Raw genomic sequence first — 25,867 nt, forward strand, 5'->3', positions numbered from 1 at the left:
GGGTCAGACGAGCCGGGTGGCGCCCTCGAAGGCCGTAGTGGTGCGCCCGGCGAAGGCGACGGCCGCGCGGGCGGTCGCCGCGTCCCTGGTGAGCGTGGGTCCGACGTGTGTGACGATCAGCTCCCGCACCCCGGCCTTGCGGGCGATGTCACCCGCGTCCTCGGGTGTCAGATGGACCTGTTCGCCTTCGCGATGCCGGTCGATGTCCGCCTCGCACAGGAACACGTCGGATTCCGCGGCCAGTTCGACGAGGGCGGTGCAGGGTCCGCTGTCCCCGGAGTACGCGAAGACGCGGCCCGCGCACTCGGCGCGCAGCCCGTACGCCTCGGCGTCGTGGGCGACGGCCCGGGAGGTGAGCCGGAGGTTCCAGTGCCGGGCCTCGTGGCCGTCGTACAGGGGCTGGAAGTCCAGAACCCCGCTGAGGAAGCCGACGTCGGCCCGCCCGAAGAACCCGGCGAGCCGGTGGGCGGCGCCCGGTGGGGCGTACACCGGGATCGGGGCGGGCGGGGTGAGTCCGCCGTACGCGAAGGCGTAGACGGCGGACAGCAGATCGGCGCTGTGGTCGGCGTGGAGGTGGGAGATCCAGATCGCCGTCAGCCGGGAGGGGTTGGTGTGCCGCTGCAACTCCGCGAAGGTTCCGGGCCCGGCGTCCACCCACACCTCGGCGCCCCCACCGCGCAGCAGATACCCGGAGCAGGGGCGGCCCGGCTCCGGGTGCGGGGAGGCGGTACCGAGAACGGTGAGGCTGAGGGGCGGCATGCTGGGGAGCGTACGGTCCGGACCTCCCGCCCGGAGCCGGTTTCCGTTCCTCTACGGCACTCTCGTACGGGCGTCTACGGGAACGGTCCCGCGCGCTCGGGCCAACCACGCGGGGAGCCGACATGGGCTGAGGACGCCCGCGGGGGCGGAGCCGACAGGGGCTCAGGACGCCCGCGGGGTGCCGCTGACACAGGCTCAGGACGCCCGGGCAACGGTTCCCGGTGTCGTGAGGGGCAGACCGGCCGCGGCGCGAGAACTCATCGCTCGCTCCGCCGCCGCCCGCCGGTTTCTACGGCACCTGCCCCATCCCGACGCCGGGGCCTTAGACCCACGATGTCCAGGCATGACGAAGACATGGGTGGTACTCCGCGACCGCAACGCCAGGCTCTGTCTCACCGGAACGATCGTCTCCGGCTTCGGCACCTCGGCCCTGTGGCTGGCCTCCGGCGTCTGGGTCAAGGACCTCACCGGCTCGGACGGGCTGGCCGCGCTGTGCATGCTCGCCATGTGGGCGCCGACCCTCGCGGGCCCGCTGCTCGGCGCGCTCGCCGACCGGGTCCGCCGCAAACCTCTGCTGATCGGCGGCAGCCTCCTGCTGGCGGCTCTCCTGCCGGTCCTCCTCGCCGTCGACACCCCCGACCGCGTGTGGCTCGTCCTCACGGTCCTCTTCGTCTACGGCGCGACAGGCGTCGTCCATGACGCGGCGGGGTCGGCCCTGGTCGCCGGCGCGGTCGCCCCGGCCCTGCTCGGCGATTTCAACGGGCTGCGGACAGCGGTCACGGAGGGCATGAAACTGATCGCACCCCTGGCGGGCGCCGGCCTCTACACGATCTACGGCGGGCCGGGCGTGGCTCTTCTGGACGCACTCACGTTCGTACTGGCCGCGGGCCTGTACGCGGGACTGCGCGTCCACGAGGACCGACCGGAGCCCTTCGCGGCACCGCCCGCCACCGGGAGCGAGCGCGGGCGATCCGGACGGGGGACGGCCGCGCCCCGTCGCCGCGCGGACCGGGACCGGAGCGAGGCGGCGCCCGGCATCACGCCGACCCCCGAGAGCGAACCGCAGTCGCCCAGGCACCGCTCGACCGCCGACGGCCGCTCATCCTCAGTCTCGCCGGGCCGGGGTCGTCCGGCGCGCTGGGCAGCACGGGCGGACAGCCCGCCCTCACCCCACCGCACCCCGTCCCCTGAGCGCGAACCACAGTCCTCCGGGCACCGCCCGCTCCCCGACGACCACCCGACCCCGCCCCGCCGCACCCCATTAACCGAAGGTGTCCGCCACATATGGGCCCACCCCACACTGCGCCCCCTGATCCTGGCGGGCGGCACCACCATGCTCTGCGCCGGGCTCAACGGCGCCCTGCTCTACGCCGTGATCGACGGCCTCGGCCACTCCCCCGCGTACGCCGGTGCGCTGTACGCCGTCCAGGGCGCCGGTTCCGTGGCGGTGGGGCTGCTCTCCGGGCCCGCCCTGCGCCGGCTCGGCGAGCGCGGGTTCGCCGCGTACGGCATCGCCGTGACCGCCGTCGCCGCCGGGCTGCGGGCGATCCCCTCCGACCCGCTCGCCCTCGTCTGCAGCGCGGCCATCGGCGCGGGGCTGCCCTGTGTGCTGATCGCCGCGCTCACCGCCGTACAGCGCGAGACACCGGACGCCCTGCTGGGGCGGGCGGTCGCCACGGCCAACACCCTGATGTTCGCGCCCAACGTGCTCGGCCTCGCGGTGGGCGCGGCCCTGGTCGGACCGCTCGACCAGAGGCCGCTGTCGGCCGTCCTGGGAGTGGTGTGGCTCGCCACCGCCGTCCCGCTGTTTCAGCGGCGGGCCAGCGCCTCGCGGATCGCGCCCAGGTCGCCGTCGGACGCCAACCCGGCGTGATACAGCCGGATTTCGGTCGCCCCGAGCTCCCGCGCCGCCGCCACGTCCGCCGCGAGCGTGCCGGGGCTGCCGCCCATCTCCGAGACGACGGGGAAGTTGGCGGCGATCACCGCGTCCTTCCGGGCCCCCGCGAAGGGGGTGAGCAGGCCCGGTCCGCCCGCGCAGGGCACGACCACACCGTCCGCGACGGACAGGATGTGCTCGGGGTCGACGCCCGGGTTGGCGCCGACGTGGTACGTCACGGGGTCGGCGTGCAGCAGGATCTGGAAGCCCTCGGGAGCGGCAGCGCGGACCGCCCGGACCGCCGTCTCCTGGAGGGTACGGGCGGTGTCGTCACGCCACGCGCGCGTGGCCGCCGCGTGCGAGGCACCGAGCAGCTTCTCGACCCCGGGCCAGCCCTCGTCCTCGGCGGTGCCCTGCCACAGCGGCTCCAGAGCCGTCCGCACGGCCGCCGCCAACTCGTCGGGATCGACGCCCTGTTCGCCGTACCCCTCGCGGCAGATCACACAGAAGCAGAGGGCCATGAGGTACATCCCGGCGTCGCCGAGCGGCACCCCGCCGGTCTTGTCGTGGGCGTGCAGATGCTGGAGGCCGTACCAGCCGAGCGACTCCAGTTCGGTGCCGGCCGCGCCCGGGCGTACCGCTGCCTCTACGGCGAGGTCGACGAGGTACGCGCGCGTGGCGGGCTGCGCGATGCACGGGGCCCACGGGTAGCGGTCGCCGTAGGCGTTGACGACCGAGGTGCTCGGATGTTCGGCGCCCAGGCGGGAGTTGTGCGCGAGGACGACCCATGTGTGGACTTCGAGTCCTGCCTCGGACAGAGCCGCCGCGGCCTCCCCGAAGGCGTCACCCGGGGCCCAGTCGCCGGCCGCGTACGGCCGCAGTTCGCGTCCCTCCCAGCGTGCGTCCGTCGGGTACAGCACCGACGCGTGCTCGGCGGTGACGATGCGGTGGCGCGGGTGGCGGGGGGTCAGGGCGCGCGTGGAGTGGTAGGCGGCGGCAAGGGTCGCCTGCTGTACGCCGAGCCCGGCGATACGGGCCGCGGCCGCCGGGTCCCCGTTGACGTCCCAGGGGTAGACGAACGTCGACGCCTTCACTGTGCCTCCTCCAGCAGCGCGTATCCGCGCTCGATGATCTCCGCGAGCTGCTTCACATGATCCTCGCCCGGCTCGTGCAGCGGGGGCCGGACCTCCCCCACGTCCAGCCCGCGCAACCGTACGCCCGCCTTGACCAGCGCGACGGCGTAGCCGCGGCCACGCGCGCGTAGTTCGACGAAGGGCCGGTAGAAGCCGTCGAGGAGCCGGTCGGCGGTGGCCCGGTCGCCCTCGACCAGAGCGCGGTGGAAGGCGAGGGCGATCTCGGGGGCGAAGCAGAACACGGCCGAGGAGTACAGGGGGACGCCGATGGCGTGGTAGGCGAGCTGGGTCTGCTCGGCGGTCGGCAGCCCGTTGAAGTAGAGGAAGTCACCGGGCACTTCGGTGCGCACCGCGCTGACGGTCCGCTGCATCAGGTCGAGGTCGCCGAGGCCGTCCTTGAGGCCGATGATCCCCTCGGTGCGGGCCAGTTCGACGACGGTCTCCGGGGTGAAGACGGCGTTGTCGCGCTGGTAGACGATCACCGGCAGCGCGGTCGCGGCGGCCACCTCGCGGTAGTGCCGCAGCAGCCCCTCCTGCCCGGCGACGACGAGGTACGGCGGCATGGCGAGCAGCCCGTCGGCCCCGGCCGCCTCCGCGAGCCGCGCGTACCGCACGGCGAGCGCGGTGCCGTATCCGGCGCCCGCGACCACCGGGACGCGCCCCGCCGTCTCCTCGACGGCCGCCCGGACGCAGACCTCGAACTCCTCGGGCGTGAGCGCGTGGAACTCCCCGGTGCCGCAGCACGCGAACACGGCCGCGGCACCCGTGTCCACGCCTCGGCGTATGTGGGCGCGATACACATCGAGGTCGACGGATCCGTCCGGGCCGTAGGCGGTGACGGGGAAGAACAGCGGCCCGCTGGGGATGCCGAGGCGATGGGCGAGGTCGGCGGACGACGTCACAGGCTCTCCCTAGAAAAGGCATGCATAATACTGATCAGAGTTTATATTTCTGAACGCATGCCACGCTACCCTTGACGAAGCCAAGACCCAATCCCTAACTTGTCCACGAATGTGAATATCGCGCATTCATGAGGCCGCTCAAGGAGACCCGAGGATGCCCGCTCCCCGCACCGTCCTGCTCACCGGCGCCGCCGGCGGCCTGGGAACCCTGATGCGGGACCTCCTGCCCGCGTACGGCTACGAGCTGCGCCTGCTCGATCTGCGCCCGATCGAGGGCGAGCCGGACGCGGTCGTCGCCGACCTCGCCGACAAGGACGCGGTGCGCGAGGCCGTGCGGGGCGTCGACGCGATCATCCACCTTGCGGGCATCTCCCTGGAAGCCCCCTTCGAGCAGATCCTCAAGGCGAACATCGAGGGCACCTACAACCTGTATGAGGCGGCGCACGCGGAAGGCGTCGGACGGATCGTCTTCGCCTCCTCCAACCACGCCGTCGGCTACACCCCGCGCCCCCAGGGCGACGACCCCCTCATCCCGATCGACACCCCGCGCCGCCCGGACACCTTCTACGGCCTGTCCAAGTCCTTCGGTGAGGACCTCGCGCAGTTCTACTGGGACAAGCACGGCCTGGAGACCGTCTCGGTACGCATCGGCTCCTGCTTCTCCGAGCCGACCAGCGTCCGCATGCTCTCGGTGTGGATGAGCCCGGCCGACGGCGCCCGCCTCTTCCACGCGGCCCTGACCGCCGAGAAGGTCGGCCACACCGTGGTCTACGGCTCCTCCGCCAACACCCGCCTGTGGTGGGACCTCACGACCGCGCGGGCCCTCGGCTACGACCCCCAGGACGACTCCGAGCCCTACGCCGAGAAGCTCATCGCCGACCAGGGCGAACTCCAGGACGGCAACGAGGCCCACGCCTACCTGGGCGGCCAGTTCGTGACGGACCCCCCGATCTGGCCGTACTGATTCCGGTCGCGAGGGCGGGGGCGGGCACGGAACGGGCCCGCCCGCATCCATATCCGGGCAGGACGACAGTGCTGGGTGTAGGCGCGCCAGCGCCACACCCAGGGGCGCGGGGAACTGCGCGACCAGCCACGACAACCCGCAGCCGCCACCCGACCGCACCACCCGAGCTCATAGGCCCACTCCGCCCGAACGGGCACACACGGTCACTATCACCCCCGCAACAGACCTGGTCACCACCCCACACCCGCTGTACAACTTCCTCCAGACGGCCCGAACGGGCACCGCACGACAGGAGGGCGGGTGACCGAATGACCAGAACCGCGGAAGAACGCCAGCGGGAAATCGTGAGGACCGCCCGCACCACCGGCGCCGTAGACGTCAACACCCTCGCCACCCAACTCGGCGTGGCCAGGGAAACCGTGCGCCGAGACCTCCGCGCCCTGGAGGACCACGGCCTGGTCCGCCGTACGCACGGCGGCGCCTACCCCGTGGAGAGCGCCGGTTTCGAGACGACGCTCGCCTTCCGGGCCACCAGCCACGTGCCCGAGAAGCGCAAGGTCGCCGCCGCCGCGGCCGAACTGCTCGGGGACGCCGAGACGGTCTTCGTCGACGAGGGCTTCACCCCGCAGCTCATCGCCGAGGCCCTGCCCAGGGACCGACCGCTGACCGTGGTCACCGCGTCCCTGCCGGTCGCCGGCGCCCTGGCCGAGGCCGAGAACACCTCCGTCCTGCTGCTCGGCGGCCGGGTCCGTCCGGGCACCCTCGCCACCGTCGACCACTGGACGACGAAGATGCTGGCCGGCTTCGTCCTCGACCTGGCCTTCATCGGCGCCAACGGCATCTCCCGCGAACACGGCCTCACCACCCCCGACCCGGCCGTCAGCGAGGTCAAGGCGCAGGCGATCCGGGCCGCGCGCCGCACGGTGTTCGCGGGCGTCCACACCAAGTTCGGCGCGGTCAGCTTCTGCCGGTTCGCTGAGATCGGCGCACTGGAGGCGATCGTGACGAGCACCCTGCTCCCGTCGGCCGAGGCCCACCGCTATTCACTGCTGGGACCTCAGGTCATCCGCGCTTGAACATCAGCGTCTGAAAATCCAACTCACTCCTTATTGCGGCACGTCGACCTTTGGCGTGCCCTTTACCTCCCCCTATGTCCCAGGAGCGATCCATGCGAACCCAGAGCCGACGACGGCCTCCGCGAGCCACGCTCGCCCTGGCCGCCGCAGGGACGCTGCTCACCCCGCTGCTCTCCGGCTGCTGGGTCGGAGCGGGCGGGGCCGGATCGGGCGGCGATGCCATCAACGTCCTGATGGTCAACAACCCCCAGATGACCGAGCTGCAGAAGCTGACCAAGGCCCACTTCACCAAGGAGACCGGGATCAAGGTCAACTTCACCGTCCTGCCCGAGAACGACGTCCGCGACAAGATCAGCCAGGACTTCGCCAACCAGGCCGGCCAGTACGACGTGGCGACCCTGTCCAACTACGAGATCCCGATCTACGCCCGCAACGGCTGGCTGCACGAGATGGACTCGTACGTCGCGAAGGACCCGGCGTACGACGAGAAGGACGTACTGAAGCCGATGCGCCAGTCCCTGACCGGCGACGACGGCAAGCTCTACGGCCAGCCCTTCTACGGCGAGTCGTCCTTCCTGATGTACCGCAAGGACGTCCTCGCCGAGGAGGGCCTGACGATGCCGGCGCACCCCACCTGGCAGCAGGTGGCGGACCTGGCCGCGAAGGTCGACGGGGCGGAGCCCGGCATGAAGGGCATCTGCCTGCGCGGACTGCCCGGTTGGGGCGAGGTCATGGCCCCCCTCACCACGGTCGTGAACACCTTCGGCGGCACCTGGTTCGACGAGGGCTGGAAGGCCCGGCTCGACTCCCCGGAGTGGGAGAGGGCCACGAAGTTCTACGTCGACCTGGTGCGTGAGCACGGCGAGTCCGGCGCCGCCCAGTCCGGCTTCGCCGAGTGCCTCAACAACATGACCCAGGGCAAGGTCGCCATGTGGTACGACGCCACCTCGGCCGCCGGATCCCTCGAGGCGTCCGGCTCCCCGGTCAGGGGCAAGGTCGGCTACGCCCCCGCCCCCGTAGAGGAGACCAAGTCCTCCGGCTGGCTCTACACCTGGGCCTGGGGCATCCAGGACGCCTCCCGCAACCCCGGCAAGGCCTGGCAGTTCGTCTCCTGGGCCTCCGGCAAGCAGTACGAGCAGCTGGTCGGCGACCGGATCGGCTGGTCCAACGTGCCGGCCGGCAAGCGCGCGTCGACGTACACGAACCCGGCGTACGTCAAGGAGGCCGCCGCCTTCCAGGAGATGACCAAGGAGGCCATCGAGGGTGCCCGGCCCGATGATCCGGGGGTGCAGCCGCGCCCCGCGCCCGGCATCCAGTTCGTCGGCATCCCCGAGTTCACCGATCTCGGCACCAGGGTCTCCCAGGAGATCAGCGCGGCCATCGCCGGACGCCAGTCCGTCGAGTCGGCCCTGAAGAAGTCCCAGCAGCTCGCCGAGAAGATCTCCGAGGAGTACGAGGGACGATGACCGCCACCACGACGGCCCCACTGGCCACTCCGTCCGTACGCACCGCGCCGCAGCCCTCGGGGCGACTGCGCGCCTGGGCCACCCGGGCCCCGCTGCTCCCCGCCCTGATCTTCATGATCGTGGTCACCCAACTCCCCTTCGTGGCCACGGTGGTGATCTCCTTCTTCGACTGGAACTCCCTCTATCCCGACGCCCGTCACTTCACCGGCGTCGACAACTACAAGGAGGTCCTCACCGACGCCGACCTTCGGCACTCGGTGTGGACGACGGTCCTGCTGACGGTGACGGTGGTCCTGGTCAGCCTGGTCCTCGGACTGCTCCTGGCGCTGCTCCTCGACCGTCGCTTCAAAGGCCGGGGCGTGGTCCGCACCCTGCTGATCGCCCCCTTCCTGGTGGTCCCGGTGGCAGCCGCCCTGCTCTGGAAACATGTGCTCTACAACCCCGAATACGGCCTGCTCAATGGGTTGTTGCACTATGTGGGCGGCCCACAGCCGGACTGGATCTCCAACACCCCGCTGCTTGCCGTCGAGGCGTCCCTGGTGTGGCAGTGGACCCCGTTCATGATGCTGATCCTGCTGGCCGGTCTGCAGAGCCGCGACCAGCAGCAGATGGAGGCCGCACGGGTGGACGGCGCGAGCGACTGGCAGATCTTCCGCTATCTGACGCTCCCGCACCTGCGCAGGTATCTGGAGTTGGGCGCGCTGCTGGGCTCGATCTACATCGTGCAGAACTTCGACGCGGTCTTCACCATCACGTCGGGCGGCCTCGGCACCGCGAACCTGCCGTACACCGTCTACCAGAGCTTCTACCAGGCCCACGAGAACGGTCTCGCCTCGGCGGCCGGCGTCCTGGTGGTCATCGGCTCGATCATCATCGCGACCTTCGCCCTGCGCGTGGTGTCGTCCCTGTTCCGTGAGGAGGCGGGCCGGGCATGAGCAGCAGCACAATTGCCGTGAAACGCAAGGGAGTCGGCCTGGGCCTGGTGGCCTGGCTGCTGGGGATCGTGTTCTTCCTGCCCATCGCGTGGATGGCCCTGACGTCCTTCCACTCGGAGACGGACGCGGCCACCAACCCGCCCTCCTTCGGCGCCGCCCTCACCCTGGACGGCTACCGGGAGTTCTTCGGCACCGGCGGCGGCGCGAGCCCCTGGCCGGCGCTGGTCAACTCGACGGTCGCGTCACTGGCCTCCACCCTCTTCGTCCTGCTCCTGGCACTTCCGGCGGCCTACGCGCTCTCCATCCGCCGGGTCAGGAAGTGGACGGACGTTCTGTTCTTCTTCCTGTCGACGAAGATGCTGCCGGTGGTGGCGGGCCTGCTGCCGATCTACCTGTTCGCGAAGAACACCGACATGCTCGACAACATCTGGCTGCTGGTCATCCTCTACACGTCGATGAACCTGCCGATCGCGGTCTGGATGATGCAGTCCTTCCTCGCCGAGGTCCCGGTGGCGGTGATCGAGGCCGCCCGCGTGGACGGTGCCCGCCTTCCGACGATCCTCGCGCGCGTGGTGGCCCCGATCGCCCTGCCGGGCATCGCGGCGACGGCGTTGATCTGCTTCATCTTCAGCTGGAACGAGCTGCTGTTCGCGAGGGTGCTCACCGGCGTGGTGGCGGAGACCGCCCCCGTCTTCCTGACCGGCTTCATCACCAGCCAGGGCCTGTTCCTGGCGAAGGTGTGCGCCGCGTCGCTCGTCATCTCCCTGCCGGTGCTCGCCGCGGGGTTCGCCGCCCAGGACAAACTGGTCCAGGGCCTGTCCCTTGGAGCCGTGAAATGAAGGCCGCCGTCATCGAGTCCGTGGGCCGTGCCGTCGTCGCCGAGGTCCCGGACCCGACGCCAGGCCCGCGCGAGGTCGTCGTCGAGGTCGCCGCGTGCGGCCTGTGCGGCACCGATCTGCACATCCTCCAGGGCGAGTTCGCCCCCAAGCTGCCGATCGTGCCGGGCCACGAGTTCGCGGGCGCGGTGGTCGGGGTCGGCACCCGGGTCACCGAGCTGGCGGTCGGCGACCGCGTGGCCGTGGACCCGTCCCTGTACTGCCACGAGTGCCGCTACTGCCGTACGGGCCACAACAACCTCTGCGAACGCTGGGCCGCGATCGGAGTGACGACGGCGGGTGGCGCGGCACAGTTCGCGGTGGCGCCGGTGGCCAACTGCGTACGGCTGCCCGAACACGTCCGTACGCAGGACGCGGCACTGGTGGAGCCGTTGTCCTGCGCGGTCCGCGGCTACGACGTCCTGCGGTCCCGGCTGGGCGCGCACGTCCTGATCTACGGCTCGGGGACCATGGGCCTGATGATGCTGGAGCTGGCCAAGCGGACCGGCGCGGCGAGCGTGGACGTGGTGGACGTGAACCCGACCCGGCTGGAGACGGCCCGCAAGCTCGGCGTCTCGGCCTCGGCCGCCAACCCCGACGAGCTGGACCGCCCGCAGGGCTGGGACCTGGTCATCGACGCGACGGGCAACGCGGCGGCGATCCAGGACGGCCTGGACCGGGTCGCCAAGGCGGGCACCTTCCTCCAGTTCGGGGTGGCCGACTATGCGACCCGCGTGACCATCGACCCGTACCGCATCTACAACCAGGAGATCACCATCACCGGGTCCATGGCGGTCCTGCACAGCTTCGAACGCGCGGCGGAGCTGTTCGCGACCGGCGTCCTGAATCCGGAGGTCTTCATCAGCGACCGGATCCCGCTGGAGCGGTATCCGCAGGCGTTGGAGCAGTTCGCGGCGGGGGTGGGGCGCAAGCTCGTGGTGGTGCCGTAGCGAACAGGGCGTCAGTTTCACGCCACTGTCCATGAGTTGCCTTGCCGTTCCCTGTGAGGCGAGAGCACACTCGAACGATCGCCCGGGGCGCCCGGATGGGCGCCCCTCAGGGTGCCGACATCGGGGCGACACAGGGGGAATATTGTCATGTTCGCATCACGATCTTCCAGAGTGAGATCATTACTCGGGCGCACCGCCGTCGGCCTCGCCGGCGCACTGGTGCTGTCCGTCACGGCGCAGTTGGGAATCGGCGCGGCAGGAGGCGGCGCCTGGGCCGCGGCCCACCAACAGGTGACGTCGGCCGACACGTCGTCCCTGGCGGCCAGGGGGGTCACACCCAAGGCGCCGCCCGGCCCGGGACCCGTCGTCCGGGAGCTGCCGGCCTCCGCCGAGACCAACCACGGACTCCCCAAGGGCAAGCGACCCCCGGTCGTGCCGCCGGCCACCCGGGCCGAGGGCCGGGCGCGGAAACTGTCGAGCACCGAGTGGTCGAAGGTCCGCAAACCGAAGCCGGTGGCCCCGCTCATCACGGAGCAGCGGTCCGCGGCCGCCGCGGCGGGAGCCCAGTCCCTCATCCTGCGACCGGGCTTCACGATCGGTGACACCTCCCTGGTCCTCTACTTCGACGCGGCCTCCCCGGGTGTCTCCGACTGGGCCTCCTGGCACGCCACCGTGTACGACCCCGAGACCGGCACCGCGCAGGAGTCCGCGCCCCAGGCGGGCACCGACCCGCCGGTGTGCGGTGCGCCGCGCACGTACTGCCGCAGCTTCGGCGCCGCCGAGGGCTGGTCGCTGACCGACGGCCACGACTACTTCGTGACGCTCACCGTGACCCTGAACGACGGCACCCAGGTCACGTCCGACCCCAGCGCCCGGGCCAAGGCCAGGGCCACGGCCGATCCGCCCGCTCTCCCGGCCGACCAGACGGTGGGCTGCTCCTGCGGCAACGCGCTCACCCCGACCACCTTCGGTCAGGCACTGCGCGGCCACAACGTCAACACCGGTACCGGAGCCTTCGTCCTGAGCTCGACCGACCTCAGGATGCCCGGCTTCGGGGTGCCCTTCCAGGACGTACGGCGCTACTCGTCCGCCAGTACCACCGCCGGGTCGCTCGGCGTCGGCTGGTCCTGGACGTACGACGTACGGGTCCTGCCGCCCGCCGGAGGCGAGACCGCCGTGACCGTGCGGGCCGAGGACGGCGCCCGGGTGACCTACCCGCGGGCCGCCGACGGCTCCTACGAACGGCCCCCGGCGGTGCGCTCCGACCTCAGTGCCGTCGAGGGCGGCGGCTGGAAGCTGGTCACACCGAACCGCATCACCTACCGCTTCGACGCGACCGGCCGGCTGATTTCCGTGAAGAGCTCGCGCGACCTGGGCGTGACGCTCGCCTACGGCGCGTCCTCGTGGACGATCACCGACGCGGCGGGCCGAGTGGTCACCGTACGGCTCCAGTCGGACGGTCTGGTCAAGAGTGTCGCCCTGCCCGACGGCAGGACGGTCGGCTACGCCTACTCGGGCGCCCGGCTCAGCTCGGTGACCGACGCCACCGGCGCGGTCTGGCGCTACACGTACGACGCCGACGGGCTGCTGGCCAAGGCGCTCGACCCGAAGGGCCGCGTCCAGCTGACCAACGCCTACAGCGGCGGCCGGGTGGTCAGACAGACCAACATCACCGGAGCGGTCACCTCGTTCTCCTGGGACCCGGGCAAGCACGAGTCCACCACCACCGACCCGGACGGTGTGAAGTACTTCGACGGCTACCGCGGCAACATCCTGATCTACAGCCAGAACGGCAACGGCGACACCGTCAACCAGCGCTACGACACCTCGGTCAACCCCGACCTGCTCGTCGACGCCAAGGGCAGCCAGTACGTCCAGGCCTACGACCGGTCGGGCAACGTCACCTCCGCCACCCAGCCGGAGCCCTTCAACGCCACGGCGACCAACACCTACGACACCCACAACAACCTGACCTCGCACACCGACGCGCTCGGCAACAAGGCGGTCTTCGGGTACACCGCCTTCGACGAGCTCGCCACCGTCACCGACCCGGGCGACAACCAGACCGTCTTCACGGTCGACGACCGCGGCCTGGTCACCGCGCTGAAGGACCCGCGCGGCAAGGTCACGAAGATGGCGTACGACGCCGCCGGCAACCTCGTCGCGAAAACCACACCGCTCGACGAGAAGAGCACCTACGGCTACGACCGCCCGGGCCGCCTCACCAGCTCCACCGACCCGCGCGGCAACCTGTCCGGCGCCGACGCCACCGCCTTCACCGCGCGGTTCGTGTACGACAACCTCGACCGGCTCCGCAAGAGCTACGACCCGGGCAAGGAAGATCCCTGGACGACCGTCTACGACGAGCTCGGCCAGCTCACCGCGACCGGCAACCCGCTCGGTGCCACGACCACGTACGCCTACACGGAGGTCCTCGGCCGTACCGCCTCGATCACCGACCCGAACGAGCACACCACCAGGTACACGTACACCGCCGCCGGACGGCAGGCGTCCGTCACCGACGGCGCGGGCAACAAGACCACGTACACCTACAACAACCGCGGCAACCTGGCGACCGTGGTCTCCCCGCGGGGCAACGTGACCGGTGCCAACAAGGCCCAGTTCACCTCCACCTACCTCTACGACTTCAACGCGAACGTGGTCCGGGTCTCGCACCCCTATCCCGGCGGCGGTTTCGTCACCAGGGACGCCCGCTTCGACGAACTGAACCGGCAGACCGCCGACATCGACGAGCTCGGCAGGGCCACGACCACCAGCTACGACAACAACAGCAACGTGGTGTCCACGGTCGACCCGCTCGGCCAGTCCACCTCCATCAGCTACGACATCAACAACCGCCCCTCCGCCGTGACCGTCCCGGCCGGCGGCCAGGTCACCACCGACTACGACGCGGCCGGCAACCCGGTCAAGCGGACCGCCGCCACCGGTGGGGTCACCACCTGGACGTACGACGACGACGGCCGCCTGGCGAGCACCGTGGAGCCCCGGGGCAACGCCGACGGGGCGAGCCCGGCGAGCTACACGACCTCCTACGGCTACGACGCCGAGGGCAACCTGACCAAGGTCACCGACCCGCTCGGCGCGGCGACCGTGTTCCAGTACGACGCAGTCAACCGTGTCGTCGGTACCACGGACGCCGCCGGCCACTCCATCCGCTACAAGTACGACGACGCCGACCGCCAGCGCTCCATCAGCGGCCCGCAGGACGGCGCCGTCACCTCGTACGAGCGCGACGCGACGGGCCAGATCACCTCGCGCACCGACCCCAACGAGCACACCAGCCGGTACACCTACGACGCCGCGGGCCGCCTCGACTCCGCGACCGACCCGCTGGGCCGTCGCACCGCCTACACCTACGACGCCGAGAGCAACCTCACCCGGACCCTCACCCCGGGCTCCGGCGACGCCACCTCCCGCACGATCGCCACCAGTTACGACATCCTCGGCCGGCAGACCGGCCAGGACCTGGCGGGCGGTCAGACCATCTACGCCTACAACTACGACGCCAAGAACCGGCTCACCAGCCTCGCCGACCCCGGCGGCCTGAGCACCCGCTCCTACGACAACGCCGACCGGCTGACCGCCGTCAAGCGGGGCGAGGACACCTTCTCCTACGACTACGACGCCAACGGCAACATCACCTCGCGCACCTGGCCGGACGGCACGGTGGTGGACGCCGACTACGACGCCTCCGACCGGATGACGGGGCTGGTCACCCACGGCGGCACCGCCGGAACGGGCCGCGCCGCCTACAGCTTCGGCTACGACCCGGCGGGCCGGCTGACCCGCACCACCGGGCCCGAGTCCGGCGGTCTGGTCACCGACCGCGGCTACGACCGCGCGGGCCGGCTCTCCGACCTGAACAGCCACAACGCGGCCGGGACCGTCGCCCGCTTCCGCATCGACCACGACGCCGTCGGCAACCCCACCTCGATCAGCACCACCCGGGGCGCCGCCGAGCAGACCGTCGCCTACACCTACGACGTGGCCAACCGGGTCACCGGCGCCTGCTACGCGGCGAGCACCTGCTCCGGCTCCCCGTCCGGCACGGTCGCCTACACCTACGACAAGGTCGGCAACCGCCTCACCCAGAAGCTCACCGGCTCGGCGGGCAGCGGCACGGTCCGCTACGACTACGACAAGGCGGACCAGCTCACCCGTGCCGAGGACTCCGCGACCGACACGGTCACCAAGTACGGGTACGACGACCAGGGCAACCTGACCAGGGCCGGGGACAGTTCCTTCGCCTACAACCTCGACCACAGCCTCGCCTCGGCCACCATCGACGGCATCACCACCAGCTACGGCTACGACGGCGGGGGCCTGCGCCAGACCGCCGTCACCGACACCGGCGCCGACGTCACCAGCCGCACCTTCACCTGGGACATCGCGGGCGGCAACCCGCAACTCGCCCTCGAACGCACCGCCCAGTCCAGTGCCCCGGACACCGGCACCGCCCGCGGCTACCTCAGCGGTCCGGGCGAGACCCCGCTGGCCCTGCTCACCGGGACGTCCGTCAACCCGTTCGCACCGGACTGGCTGGCCGGCGTGGCCGACGTGCTCTCTCCCGAGGGCGAGGTCCTGGCCGCGTACGACTTCGACCCGTACGGTGTGCCGCGCAAGAACGGCACCGCGGCCTCGGCGGTCTCCGGCAGCAAGGTCGACAACCCGGTCAGGTTCGCCGGCGGTTACCAGGACGCCAGTCTCGGCGGCGACTACGCCACCCCGGCCCGCGTCTACTCACCGTCCACCGGCCGCTTCGGCGGCGTCGACCCGGTGTCCCCGGCGGTCAGCAACCCGGCCGTCAGCTCCTACGCCTACGTCGACAACCGGCCGACGTCCTTCCGGGACCCGTCCGGTGCCCAGGGCGGCAACCCCGACCACGACGACGCCGTCCGGCTGGCCGTCTCCGACCGGCTCAACCCGCTGTACGGGCCGCAGAACGTGTACGGGGACGTGGTGCCCGGACAGCTGACCCTGCCCGGTCATGTGGGCACGGGCTCCGGTGGCCGGATCTGTGTGCCGACCTTCCAGCCGCAGCCCGGCGACCCGGCGACCAGCTGCCCCGACATCATCGTCATCAACGGCGCGCTGACCTATCTCTACGAGGTCAAACCCGCCTCCGACCAGCTCTCCAGCATCAAGCCCAACCTGCCCACCCGGGGAGTGGCGAACGCCGCCCAGGTGCAGCGCTACATCAGCTCCCTCGCCAACGCCGGATTCAGCAACGTCCAGGCCGGACCGCCCATCGTCCCGGCCACCAGGACCTACGCGGACGGCAGCACGCTGACGATCTTCTCCGGCAACAGCTGGGCCTCGCTGGCGCCCAATGGCAAGCGCCCGGCCGCCAACAGCGACGGCATCATCTACTACCTCAAGAAGAACCCGCCCAAGAAGCCCACCACCCCGCCGACCGCACCCAAACCCGACCAGCGCGCCCAGAAGCAGAACGAGGAGCCCAAGGACCAGCCGGCCGACCAGCCGATCCTCAACGACACGGCGAAACAGGTGCTCACCGCCGTCGCCGCGGTGGCGGTGGTCGCCCTGGTCGTGGTCGCGGTGATCGTCCTGGCCCCGGCCGAGATCGCGGCGGGGGTGGTCGGCGGACTCGTGGCCCTGGGCGCCTGGGCCTTCGGCTAGGGTTCGGCGCGACCCGCGCCATCACGCACGACACGTCCACCGGGCGGGAGGCAGCAGCCGTGAACGACGAACTCCGTACCGCGGATCCCTGGTACGACCAGCGGCCGGAGATGAAGCAGCGCGAGTTCGACGCCGTGCACTTCTTCGTCAACCAACCCGGCTGTCCTCCCGCCCCCCGACCCCGGCTCGGTGTCTATCTCGACTCCGGCCTGACCCAGCAGGCACTCGCCCGCGAGCTGCCACGGCTCGTCGACGACATGCTCGCGGTGCTCGGCCGTACCACCACGCTTCCCATGCGGCCGCGTCAGGCCGGGCACGCGCTCGTGGGCCGGGCACCCGTCGACCGCTGGTGGGACACCGCGACACCGGGCGCCCTGGCGGCGGCCCTGGAGACCGGACAGGTCGAAGCCCTGTCCGTCTCCGTCGACGGCCCCGACGACGAGGAGTTCTGGTACCTGTCGATGGCGGCGCTCCCGGACCGCCCGGACGCCGCCCTCGACCTCTCCCTGGTCCCCAGCCCCGACCTGTGGCCGCCCGAGGCCACCGACTCGGTCGCCGAGACCCTGCTCGACCTGGTCGTCTCCTGGACGGAGCCGCTGTCCCTGCTGACCGCGGCCGTGACCTACGACCAGAGCGATCCCCAGCGCTCCCCCTGGGACCGCTGGTACGGCACCGACCACCGCACCACGGCCCCCGTGGCCCACGACCATGTCCGCGGCTACTTCTGGGCCAACCTGCTGACCACGGGACACCTCACCCGGCTCGGCGGCCTCACCGCGCTCGCGGACCGGGCCGGCCGGGAAGGCCTCAGCGTGCAACAGGTGAGCGGGAACGCGGCCGTGCTCCGCGCCCCCGGCCCGGTCGGCACGTTCGGCGACCGCGAACTCGCCGCCACCAAGACCGTCCTCGGGCCGCTTCTGATCGACCATCCCTACATCTGCTACCAGGGCTATCCCCTGCGCATCGTCCCCGACCCGGGCACGGCCTTCCGCCGCGTACCGCCGGGCAGCCCCATGCCCCGATGGATCCCGTGAACCCGGGAAGCCACGCCCTCCACGGCCGCTGACCCGAACGGTCGCGGGTAAGGGAACGGCAAAGAGACCTCGCTCGTTGACCGGGCATGACAGCTATGACCCCCGGCTCGAACATCCCCCTCCCCGTCACCCGCGTGACGGTGGACGTCGCCGCTCCCGTGCGGCTCGACGTATCGGGCCTGCTGCTCACCGCCGACGGCAAGGTGCGCTCCGACGACGACTTCATCTTCTACAACCAGCCGTCCGGGCCGGGGGTGACGTACCGCTCGGGCGGCGGTACGGCCCCCGACGCGATCACCGTCGACACGGCGGCGGTGCCGCCCGGCATCGAGAAGATCGTCGTCACCGCCAGCCCGGACGCGGCGGGCCAGACCTTCCAGGGCATCGAGCCGACGGCCACGATCCGCAGCGCCGACGACAGCAGCGTGCTGGCCACGTTCACGCCGCCGCAGCTCGGCACCGAGACGGCCCTGGTGATCGTGGAGATCTATCTGCGCAACGGCGCCTGGAAGGCCCGGGCGGTGGGGCAGGGGTACGCCAACGGGCTCGCCGGCATCGCGACGGACTTCGGCGTGTCGGTGGAGGAACCGGCCCCGGCCGCCGCCCCCACTCCGGTCGCCCCGCCGCAGCCGGTGGCTCCGCCGCCCCCGCCGACCGTGCAGACCCCGGTGGCGCCGCCCGCCCCGGCCATGGACCCGCGAGTCGCTGCGCCCGCGGCCCCTGCGGCCCCGCCCGCTCCCGGCGCCGGGAAGATCAACCTCGACAAGGGCCGGGTCAGCCTCCAGAAGAACCAGACCGTGTCCCTCGTCAAGGGCGGCCGCCCCCTCCTCTCCCAGGTCAAGATGGGCCTCGGCTGGGAACCGGCGTTCCGCGGCAAGGACATCGACCTCGACGCGTCCGTCATCGCCTACGGTCCGCAGCGCAACCACATCGACAGCTGCTACTTCGGCAAGCTGTCCATCGTCGGCGGCGCGATCAAGCACTCCGGGGACAACCTCACGGGTGAGGGGGGCGGCGACGACGAGGTGATCGTCGTGGACCTCGGCCGGCTCCCGCAGGAGGTCACCGGGCTGGTCTTCACGGTCAACTCCTTCTCCGGCCAGAAGTTCACGGAGGTCGCCAAGGCGTACTGCCGCCTCATCGACGCGGCCAGCGGTGAGGAACTGGTCCGCTTCGACCTCACCAACGCGGAGGCGCAGACCGGCGTGATGATGGCCAAGCTGATCAAGCAGTTCTCCGGCGAGTGGGAGATGACAGCGATCGGCGACTTCGTGAAGTCCCGCACGGTGAGGGGGATGGTGAAGCCGGCGGCGCAGGCACTGTAGGGGTACGCGGGGGGGGTAGTTGTCCGGCTGGGGGCGAGTGAGGGCGCACCTGGTTGCGGGCAGTCGTACTGCTGGGGCGGCACGGGTGGGCGCAGCGGCATCCGGCAAGCGCCGGCGAGCGAAACCCACCCCCGCCCGGCCCCTCCCACCCGCGCCCGAACGCCTACGCCCGCAGCCCCTCCGTAAGCAGAGTGAGATACCGCCGGATCGACGCGCCGCCCCCGTCGGCCAACTCCGCCGCCCCCGCCACCCCATGGGCCAGCCGAAGCAGCTCCACCGGCTCCACATCCCCCCGTAGCGCCCCCTCCTCCTGCGCCGCCGACACCAACCGCTCCGCCGCCCCCCGCACATGCGTCCCGCACGCCGTGAGCACGGTGTTGTCGCCGTCCGTGACGGCGGATCCCAGCAGCGCCTTCATGCCCCGCACCTGAATCGTCCCGACGCACAGCGTGTACAGCCACTCCGCCAGCGCCTCCCCCGGCGGCAACTCCTTCGCCAGCTCGTCGGCGCGGCGCGCGAACCCCTCGACGCGGTCCACGTAGGCCGCCTCCAGCAGTGCCTGCCGCGTGGGGAAATGGCGGTACAGCGTCCCGGACCCGACCCCGGCCCGCTTCGCGATGTCGTCGAGCGACGCACCTTCCCCATGCTCGGCGAAGGCCTCCGCCGCCACCCTCAGCAACCGCTCGTAGTTGCGGCGAGCGTCCGCGCGCATGGGCCTGACCTGCGTCATCCAGATACTCCTTGCGGACCGGAGACTCTCTCCGTATCTTATCGAACCTAAACGGAGACAGTCCCCGCTTACGTCGGCGGCAGTCGTCGCGGGTCAGTCCACGCTGCCCGCGCACTTCTGACGGGCGGCGCGAACAGGGGACGCAAAAACGGGAGAACTCCATGTCCACCCCGTCCAGGACCACTGCCACACCCTCCGCCCCACCGGATGCCTCCACCCGGCTCGGCACCACCCTCCTCGTCATCGTGACCGCCTACCTGATGGTCGGCATCGACTCCACCGTCGTCAACGTAGCGCTCCCCGACATCCAACAGGACCTCGGTTTCAGCCCGACCGCCCTGTCCTGGGTCCTCAACTCCTACACCCTCGCCTTCGGCGGGCTGCTCCTGCTCGGTGGCCGCGTCGGGGACATCGTCGGCCGCCGCCGTACGCTCATGACCGGCGTGCTCCTGTTCGCCGGTTCCTCCCTGCTCGGCGGACTCGCCACCGACAGCGCGTGGTTGCTGGCCGCCCGCTCACTCCAGGGCGTCGGCGCCGCCCTCATCGCGCCGAGCACCCTCGCCCTGATCACCACCGGCTTCCCCGAAGGCCCGCGCCGCCACCACGCGTTGAGCGTGTACTCCGCCATGGCCGGCATCGGCGCCTCCGTCGGCCTGGTCCTCGGCGGCATGCTCACCGACTGGGCGTCCTGGCGCTGGGCCCTGCTCATCAACGTGCCGGTCGGCATCGCGGTGGCGTCCGCCCTGCCCCGCTTCGCCGCCGAAACCCCGCGCCACGCGGGCCGGTTCGACCTGGCGGGCGCGCTCACCGGTACGGCGGGGACCACCTCGCTGGTGTACGCGTTCATCCGGGTGTCGGAGTCGGGCTGGAGCGACCCCCAGGCCCTGCTCGGCTTCACCACGGCGGCCGCGCTGCTCGCAGGCTTCCTGCTGGTCGAGGCGAAGGCCGAGCAACCGATCCTTCCTCTACGGCTGTTCGCCGACCGCGACCGGGCCGGGGCGTACCTGGGGGTCATGTTGCTGCCCGCGGGCATGTTCGGCGCGTTCTACTTCCTCACGCTGATCAGCCAACAGGCGCTGGACTACAGCCCGTTGCGGGCGGGTCTGGCGTTCCTGCCGATGACCCTGGCCATGTTCAGCACCGTGCGACTGGTACCGCGGCTGCTCCAACGCCTGGGCGCCAAGCCGGTGTTGCTCACCGGTATGGCCCTGGTCAGCGGAGCCGGCACATGGCTGTGGCGGCTGGACCCCTCCGACGGCTACCTCTCGGGGCTGCTCGGCCCACTGCTCCTGCTGGGCGTGGGCGTCGCCCTGAGTCTCATGCCCCTCAACGCGACGATCCTCGCCCGCGTCGGGGCACGCGAGGCCGGTGCCGCCTCCGGACTCCTGCAGACCTTCCAGTGGCTGGGCGGCACACTCGGCCTGTCCATTCTGGTCACGGTCTACGGCACGGCGACCCGGCACTCCACCGGCTCACCGTCCAGGACCCTCGTCGAGGGCTCGTCCCACGCCTTCGGCGCGAGCGCCCTCATCGCCCTCGCCGCACTGCTGGTGTGCGGCGCGGTGATCAGAGGCAATCGACCGAAGGGCGCCGCCTAGGGTCAGGTGCTCGTCGACTCCCTCCGTCTAGAACAGCGCGCTGTACCCGTTGAGCGCCGGCTGTCCGCCGAGGTGGGCGTAGAGCACCGTGGAGTCGGCGCCGATCTCCCCGCGCTGAACGAGGTCGATCATCCCGGCCATGGACTTGCCCTCGTAGACCGGGTCGGTGACCATGCCCTCGGTGCGGGCGGCCAGGCGCATCGCCTCCAGGGTGGTCTCGTCGGGGATGCCGTAGACGCCCGCGTGGTACCGCTCGTCGAGCTCTACGTCCGCCTCCGTCAACTCCTTCTGTACGCCGATGAGTTGCCCGGTGCTGTGGGCGATCCGCGCGATCTGTTCCCGGGTGGTGACGGGCTTGGCGGAGGCGTCGATGCCGAGCACGCGCCGGGGGCGGCCACCGGCCTCCTCCAGCGCCCGGAACCCGGCGACCATGCCGGCCTGGGTGGACCCGGTCACCGAGCAGACCACGACCGTGTCGAAGAAGACGCCCAACTCGCGCTCCTGGTTGGCGACTTCATAGGCCCAGGCGGCGAAGCCCAGCCCGCCGAGCGGATGGTCGGAGGCGCCGGCGGGGATGGCGTACGGCTTGCCGCCTCCCTCCTCGACATCCCTGAGCGCCTGCTCCCAGCTCTCCTTGAACCCGATTCCGAACCCGGCCTTCACCAGCCGTACGTCCGCCCCCGCGAGCCGGCTGATCAGGATGTTGCCGACCTTGTCGTAGACGGCGTCGGGCCAGTCCACCCAACTCTCCTGGACCAGCACGCACTTGAGCCCAGCCCGGGCGGCGCAGGCGGCCACCTGACGGGTGTGGTTGGACTGGACGCCACCGATGGAGACGAGGGTGTCGCAGCCCTTGGCGAGCGCGTCGGCGACCAGGTACTCCAGCTTGCGGGTCTTGTTGCCGCCGTACGCGATTCCGGAGTTGCAGTCCTCGCGCTTGGCCCACAGGGCGGCGCCGCCGAGGTGCGCGGTGAGGCGCTCCAGGCGGTGGACGGGGGACGGTCCGAAGAGGAGGGGGTAACGGTCGTAGGACGCAAGGGGCATGGGGACCTCCCGGGTGGGTCGCTGTGGGCTCAGTCGCTGTCGGCCAGCTCGGCCAGTCCCCGCCAGATCTCCGCCGTGACCCGGACCGCCCCGTCCACGTCACCGGCAGCGCAGGCCTCGATCAGCCGGTCGTGCAGGCCTGCCGAGCGGCAGTTGCCGCCCTCGCCGAAGCGCCTGCGCTCCAGTCGGCGGATCAGGGGGGTGTAGCGGGCGGCCGTGGCGGCGGCCGCGTGGTTGCCGCTGACGCGGACCAGGACGTCGTGGAGTTCGTCGTCGGCGCGCAGCGCCTCGTCCACGTCGCCCGCGGTGACGGCGGCCGCGAACCGTTCGTTGGCCGCGCGCATCGTCTCGATGTCGGCGGCGAACAGGCGTGGTACGGCGACCCGCGTGACCAGTTCGTGCATGGCACCGACCACGGCGGCGGCGTCCCGGACGTCGGCGGCGACGAGCTGTGTCACCCGCGTGTAGCTCTGCGGCTTGCTCTCCAGCAGCCCCTCGTCGACCAGCCGCGCGAAGGCCTCCCGCACGGGCGCCCGCGACAGCCCGAGCCGCTCGGCGAGATCGGCGTCCCGCACCACCTGTCCGGGTTCGATCTCCCCGGCCACGATGGCGTCACGGATGGATGCGTAGGCGCGGTCCCTGAGCAGGGTGCGGCCGAGCGGTCGTATGGCCTCCATGAACTGAAATGTTAGATGTCAGCCCCCGTGCGGACAAGGGTGTGACCTTGCGCGAAGGAACAGGTCACAGCCGCAATCATGTAGCTACAACCCCTTGGAGGGAGCGACAGAGCTCCCGGTCACCACGCCGTTCGCGACCCACAGGCGGGACGGCAGTACGTCGACGCAGTACGCCCTCTTGACTCCAGCCGGAGTAATGGCAGTAACGCGGTCCCACGTAATGGATTCTGAGTATCCGCGAGGACCAACTGCCGAGCGGCGGGAAATTGCGCGCGGCCAAAGAGGCCAGCGCCACCGCCTTGTGATCTGCCCGGAGCTGTACCAATTCATTCAGCTGCGCCACAGAACGGCCATCGGCTACCCGAAGCCGCCACAACGGCTTGTCACTCTGATTGTTCCGCTTGCTGCCGACACTGCTCTGAACACCAAGCCTCAGCAAGACATCCCCCAGCTGGCGCACAAGGCCTTCAGAGATGTTGGCAAACTCCACCTGCCGCGCTTCCACCGAGCCGTCGCTGTCGATCAGCCCTGCGACAAGCCCACAGACGAATTCGCGAGTGTAGGGGAGGTAGGCCAGCCGCTTGCCCTCACCTTTGAGCCCCCACACACGATGCTCGATCAGCAAGTCACGAAGCCCGTTGCAATGCCACTTCGGATCCACCAGGCGTACCCGCAGCCAAGTGGCGTTGTCCTCCACGTTGGCCTGGCAACCGTATTTGGCCGCATAGTCGCGGATCTGTCGAAGCGTCCCATCATCGTGACCAACCCATACTGGGGTACGGCCAGTCATGTTCCCATCGCCGAGCATCGCTCCAACGAACCATCCATCCCATTCGCCACCTACTGTTCCGAAGAAATCGGCAGTGAGTGGCGCAGGAACCGCGCAGCCCGGCGTCATTAAGGCAGTCGACCGCCACGTCGGACGCCGTGAACCCTCGCGGCCTCGAACAGCCCACTGATGGTCGGCTGTGGCTTCGATCACACGGCCCGAAGCAAACTTCAGGGCCAACACTGGCTGCACACCACCATCGATCCAGCGCACCGGGCGGGTGATTACCAGATCGCCGACCTGGCTATCTCTCGGCGGGTAGGGCCGTCCAGGTCTGGCTTCGCGGAGATCCCACGCCTTGTCGTAGGCGAGGACGGGAAGCCTCGCGCCCACTACATCCTCCACGGGAGCAACCGCGCCGTCCGGAAGCCAGATCGGGGTTCCTTCGGCTAGGCATTTCCGGACCGGGACACCGCGCCCCTTCCATGTGCTGGACATACCGGGACCGTATGTCCAGCACCGTCAGTCACTCATCGAATCGAACGAGCTCCACTCGCACGAGTGACACCACGTTCTAACGCCGCTGCCGCTTCCACGGCCCCGTGATCGCCAGCATGATCCCCGGCGTCTGGATGTTGGCGTACAGCGTCTTTCCGTCGGGCGAGAAGGTGACGCCGGTGAACTCGCTGTACTCGGGGTCCTCTTCGGTGCCGATGTTCAGCTCGTTGCGGGCGATGGGGTACGTGCGGCCGGTCTCCGTGGCGCCGAACAGGTGCTGGATGCCCTCGCCGTCCTCGGCGATGACGAGGCCGCCGTAAGGGGAGACGGTGATGTTGTCCGGGCCGTCGAAGGCGCCGTCGACCGAGGGGTCGGGGTTGACGCCGAGGAGGACCTTCAGGGTCAGCGTGCGGCGCTTGGGGTCGTAGAACCAGACCGCTCCGTCGTGCTGGACGGGGCTCTCGGAGCGGGCGTACGAGGAGACGATGTAGGTGCCGCCGTCGCCCCACCACATGCCTTCGAGCTTGCGGGCCCGGGTGACCTGGCCGGCGGTGAACTGCTTGCGGACGGAAGTGGTCTTCGCGTCACGGTCGGGGACGTCCACCCAGTCGACGCCGTACACGGTGCCGATCTTGGTGGCGCGGGAGAGGTCGTCGACGAACTGGCCGCCGGAGTCGAAGCACTTGAAGGCCTGGAGGACACCCGCGTTCTCGCCGAGGGTGCGCAGCTTGCCGTGGCCGTGGCAGAAGCCCTCGGGCGGGGTCCAGCGGTACAGCAGGCCGTTCGGGTTGGAGGCGTCCTCGGTGAGGTAGAGGTGGCCGCGCCTGGGGTCGACGACGACAGCCTCGTGGGCGTAACGGCCCAGCGCCTTGATGGGCTGGGGGTTCTGGTTGGCGCGACGGTCGGAGGGGTCGACCTCGAAGACGTAGCCGTGGTCCTTGGTGAAGCCGTTGGTGCCGGCCTTGTCCTCGGTCTCCTCGCAGGTGAGCCAGGTACCCCAAGGGGTGTTGCCGCCCGCGCAGTTGGTGGCGGTGCCGGCGATGCCGACCCACTCGGCGACCTTGCCGCCGGGGCGCACCTCGACGACCGTGCAGCCACCGGCCGCAGCGGGGTCGTAGACCAGGCCCTCGGTGAGCGGCACCGGGTGCGGCCAGTTGGCGCGGGGCCCTGCCAGCTCGTGGTTGTTGACGAGGAGGGTCGTGCCGCGCGGGCCGTCGAAGGTGGACGTCCCGTCGTGGTTGGACGGGGTGAACTCGCCGGACTCCAGCTTGGTCTTGCCGCTGTACGTGATGACCTCGTACTTGAAACCGGCGGGCAGCGCGAGCAGGCCCTCGGGGTCGGCGATCAGCGGTCCGTAGCCGACCCCGCCGTGGGCGCCGGTGCTCTCGACATCGGTGGCCGCGAGTGCGTTGGGTGCGGTGGCGAGGGCGCCGACACTGCCTGCCAGCGCGACACCGGCCCCGGTGAGCGCGGATTTCGCGGCAAAATCCCTGCGGGTGAGCGACATGGTGTCTCCTGAGACGGTGGGACCTCGGTTCGGCGCAACGGTCCCGTCCATGTCTGAACACCAGTTGAACAGCGGGGAGATTCAGTGG

The 25,867-nt window shown here is 70.7% G+C and carries 19 protein-coding genes; 11 read left to right on the top strand and 8 right to left on the bottom strand.

Going from position 1 to position 25,867, the window contains the following annotated elements:
- Nucleotides 1-3: 3 nt before the first annotated feature.
- The gene (locus AB0D34_RS27145) at nt 4-759 is read right to left on the bottom strand and encodes an MBL fold metallo-hydrolase (RefSeq protein WP_362665708.1); all 756 of its coding nucleotides are present in this window, start codon (nt 757-759) and stop codon (nt 4-6) included.
- 343 nt (nt 760-1,102) lie between these two features.
- Between AB0D34_RS27145 and AB0D34_RS27150 the strand changes: the two genes are divergently transcribed.
- Nucleotides 1,103-2,632, top strand: coding sequence for an MFS transporter (locus AB0D34_RS27150; protein WP_362665710.1), 1,530 nt, complete (start codon nt 1,103-1,105; stop codon nt 2,630-2,632).
- Here the strand turns inward: AB0D34_RS27150 and AB0D34_RS27155 are convergent.
- Both AB0D34_RS27155 and AB0D34_RS27160 read right to left on the bottom strand, forming a co-directional pair.
- Entirely contained in the window at nt 2,569-3,729 is a 1,161-nt protein-coding gene (locus AB0D34_RS27155; RefSeq protein ID WP_362665712.1) for a hypothetical protein, read from the bottom strand. The genes AB0D34_RS27150 and AB0D34_RS27155 overlap by 64 nt on opposite strands.
- Nucleotides 3,726-4,670, bottom strand: coding sequence for a 5-dehydro-4-deoxyglucarate dehydratase (locus tag AB0D34_RS27160; protein ID WP_362665714.1), 945 nt, complete (start codon nt 4,668-4,670; stop codon nt 3,726-3,728). Before AB0D34_RS27160 ends, AB0D34_RS27155 begins: the two co-directional genes overlap by 4 nt.
- Before the next feature lie 154 nt (nt 4,671-4,824).
- On the opposite strand from AB0D34_RS27160, the gene AB0D34_RS27165 reads away from it, so the two are divergent.
- The 9 genes from AB0D34_RS27165 (at nt 4,825) to AB0D34_RS27205 (ending at nt 18,956) form a co-directional block, all read left to right on the top strand.
- On the top strand, nt 4,825-5,634 hold the full coding sequence (locus AB0D34_RS27165) for an NAD(P)-dependent oxidoreductase (protein WP_362665716.1): 810 nt from the start codon (nt 4,825-4,827) through the stop codon (nt 5,632-5,634).
- A gap of 308 nt (nt 5,635-5,942) precedes the next feature.
- Nucleotides 5,943-6,710, top strand: coding sequence for a DeoR/GlpR family DNA-binding transcription regulator (locus AB0D34_RS27170; protein WP_362665718.1), 768 nt, complete (start codon nt 5,943-5,945; stop codon nt 6,708-6,710).
- 92 nt (nt 6,711-6,802) lie between these two features.
- Complete coding sequence (locus AB0D34_RS27175; protein ID WP_362665720.1) at nt 6,803-8,176, top strand: sugar ABC transporter substrate-binding protein; 1,374 nt, start codon at nt 6,803-6,805, stop codon at nt 8,174-8,176.
- Complete coding sequence (locus AB0D34_RS27180) at nt 8,173-9,111, top strand: sugar ABC transporter permease (protein WP_362665722.1); 939 nt, start codon at nt 8,173-8,175, stop codon at nt 9,109-9,111. Before AB0D34_RS27175 ends, AB0D34_RS27180 begins: the two co-directional genes overlap by 4 nt.
- Nucleotides 9,108-9,950, top strand: coding sequence for a carbohydrate ABC transporter permease (locus tag AB0D34_RS27185; RefSeq protein WP_362665723.1), 843 nt, complete (start codon nt 9,108-9,110; stop codon nt 9,948-9,950). Before AB0D34_RS27180 ends, AB0D34_RS27185 begins: the two co-directional genes overlap by 4 nt.
- Nucleotides 9,947-10,936: a zinc-dependent alcohol dehydrogenase family protein gene (locus AB0D34_RS27190; protein WP_362665725.1), complete on the top strand. Its 990-nt coding sequence runs from the start codon at nt 9,947-9,949 to the stop codon at nt 10,934-10,936. Before AB0D34_RS27185 ends, AB0D34_RS27190 begins: the two co-directional genes overlap by 4 nt.
- 171 nt (nt 10,937-11,107) lie before the next feature.
- Complete coding sequence (locus AB0D34_RS27195) at nt 11,108-16,597, top strand: DUF6531 domain-containing protein (protein WP_362665727.1); 5,490 nt, start codon at nt 11,108-11,110, stop codon at nt 16,595-16,597.
- Between the two features lie 59 nt (nt 16,598-16,656).
- Nucleotides 16,657-17,631, top strand: a complete 975-nt coding sequence (locus AB0D34_RS27200; protein WP_362665729.1) for a hypothetical protein — start codon at nt 16,657-16,659, stop codon at nt 17,629-17,631.
- Between the two features lie 95 nt (nt 17,632-17,726).
- Nucleotides 17,727-18,956 carry a TerD family protein gene (locus AB0D34_RS27205; RefSeq protein ID WP_362665888.1) on the top strand — a complete coding sequence of 410 codons (1,230 nt, stop codon included), beginning with the start codon at nt 17,727-17,729 and terminating at the stop codon, nt 18,954-18,956.
- A gap of 163 nt (nt 18,957-19,119) precedes the next feature.
- Here the strand turns inward: AB0D34_RS27205 and AB0D34_RS27210 are convergent, their stop codons facing one another.
- Nucleotides 19,120-19,686, bottom strand: coding sequence for a helix-turn-helix domain-containing protein (locus tag AB0D34_RS27210; protein ID WP_362665731.1), 567 nt, complete (start codon nt 19,684-19,686; stop codon nt 19,120-19,122).
- A gap of 161 nt (nt 19,687-19,847) precedes the next feature.
- Here AB0D34_RS27210 and AB0D34_RS27215 point away from each other — a divergent pair, with 161 nt between their 5' ends.
- Nucleotides 19,848-21,284 carry an MFS transporter gene (locus tag AB0D34_RS27215; RefSeq protein WP_362665732.1) on the top strand — a complete coding sequence of 479 codons (1,437 nt, stop codon included), beginning with the start codon at nt 19,848-19,850 and terminating at the stop codon, nt 21,282-21,284.
- A gap of 27 nt (nt 21,285-21,311) precedes the next feature.
- On the opposite strand, the gene AB0D34_RS27220 is transcribed toward AB0D34_RS27215, so the two are convergent.
- From AB0D34_RS27220 to AB0D34_RS27235, 4 genes are all read right to left on the bottom strand, one after another.
- A complete protein-coding gene (locus tag AB0D34_RS27220; protein WP_362665734.1) occupies nt 21,312-22,328 on the bottom strand; it encodes a 1-aminocyclopropane-1-carboxylate deaminase in 1,017 nt (338 codons plus the stop codon).
- Nucleotides 22,329-22,357: 29 nt separating this feature from the next.
- Nucleotides 22,358-23,005 (bottom strand): GntR family transcriptional regulator, encoded by a 648-nt coding sequence (locus AB0D34_RS27225; protein ID WP_362665736.1) that lies wholly within the window; start codon nt 23,003-23,005, stop codon nt 22,358-22,360.
- Nucleotides 23,006-23,081: 76 nt separating this feature from the next.
- Nucleotides 23,082-24,179, bottom strand: coding sequence for an LAGLIDADG family homing endonuclease (locus AB0D34_RS27230; RefSeq protein ID WP_362665738.1), 1,098 nt, complete (start codon nt 24,177-24,179; stop codon nt 23,082-23,084).
- Between the two features lie 169 nt (nt 24,180-24,348).
- Nucleotides 24,349-25,779: an alkaline phosphatase PhoX gene (locus AB0D34_RS27235; protein ID WP_362665740.1), complete on the bottom strand. Its 1,431-nt coding sequence runs from the start codon at nt 25,777-25,779 to the stop codon at nt 24,349-24,351.
- Nucleotides 25,780-25,867: the final 88 nt, after the last annotated feature.

Source organism: Streptomyces sp. NPDC048420, from assembly GCF_040651535.1.
Classification (GTDB): Bacteria; Actinomycetota; Actinomycetes; order Streptomycetales; family Streptomycetaceae; genus Streptomyces.

Excerpts from the sequence above, each read along its gene's own strand:
- AB0D34_RS27145 (WP_362665708.1), bottom strand. The coding sequence starts at position 759 with ATGCCGCCCCTCAGCCTCACCGTTCTCGGTACCGCCTCCCCGCACCCG.
- AB0D34_RS27150 (WP_362665710.1), top strand. The coding sequence starts at position 1,103 with ATGACGAAGACATGGGTGGTACTCCGCGACCGCAACGCCAGGCTCTGT.
- AB0D34_RS27165 (WP_362665716.1), top strand. The coding sequence starts at position 4,825 with ATGCCCGCTCCCCGCACCGTCCTGCTCACCGGCGCCGCCGGCGGCCTG.
- AB0D34_RS27170 (WP_362665718.1), top strand. The coding sequence starts at position 5,943 with ATGACCAGAACCGCGGAAGAACGCCAGCGGGAAATCGTGAGGACCGCC.
- AB0D34_RS27175 (WP_362665720.1), top strand. The coding sequence starts at position 6,803 with ATGCGAACCCAGAGCCGACGACGGCCTCCGCGAGCCACGCTCGCCCTG.
- AB0D34_RS27180 (WP_362665722.1), top strand. The coding sequence starts at position 8,173 with ATGACCGCCACCACGACGGCCCCACTGGCCACTCCGTCCGTACGCACC.
- AB0D34_RS27185 (WP_362665723.1), top strand. The coding sequence starts at position 9,108 with ATGAGCAGCAGCACAATTGCCGTGAAACGCAAGGGAGTCGGCCTGGGC.
- AB0D34_RS27190 (WP_362665725.1), top strand. The coding sequence starts at position 9,947 with ATGAAGGCCGCCGTCATCGAGTCCGTGGGCCGTGCCGTCGTCGCCGAG.
- AB0D34_RS27205 (WP_362665888.1), top strand. The coding sequence starts at position 17,727 with ATGACCCCCGGCTCGAACATCCCCCTCCCCGTCACCCGCGTGACGGTG.
- AB0D34_RS27210 (WP_362665731.1), bottom strand. The coding sequence starts at position 19,686 with ATGACGCAGGTCAGGCCCATGCGCGCGGACGCTCGCCGCAACTACGAG.
- AB0D34_RS27215 (WP_362665732.1), top strand. The coding sequence starts at position 19,848 with ATGTCCACCCCGTCCAGGACCACTGCCACACCCTCCGCCCCACCGGAT.
- AB0D34_RS27220 (WP_362665734.1), bottom strand. The coding sequence starts at position 22,328 with ATGCCCCTTGCGTCCTACGACCGTTACCCCCTCCTCTTCGGACCGTCC.
- AB0D34_RS27225 (WP_362665736.1), bottom strand. The coding sequence starts at position 23,005 with ATGGAGGCCATACGACCGCTCGGCCGCACCCTGCTCAGGGACCGCGCC.
- AB0D34_RS27235 (WP_362665740.1), bottom strand. The coding sequence starts at position 25,779 with ATGTCGCTCACCCGCAGGGATTTTGCCGCGAAATCCGCGCTCACCGGG.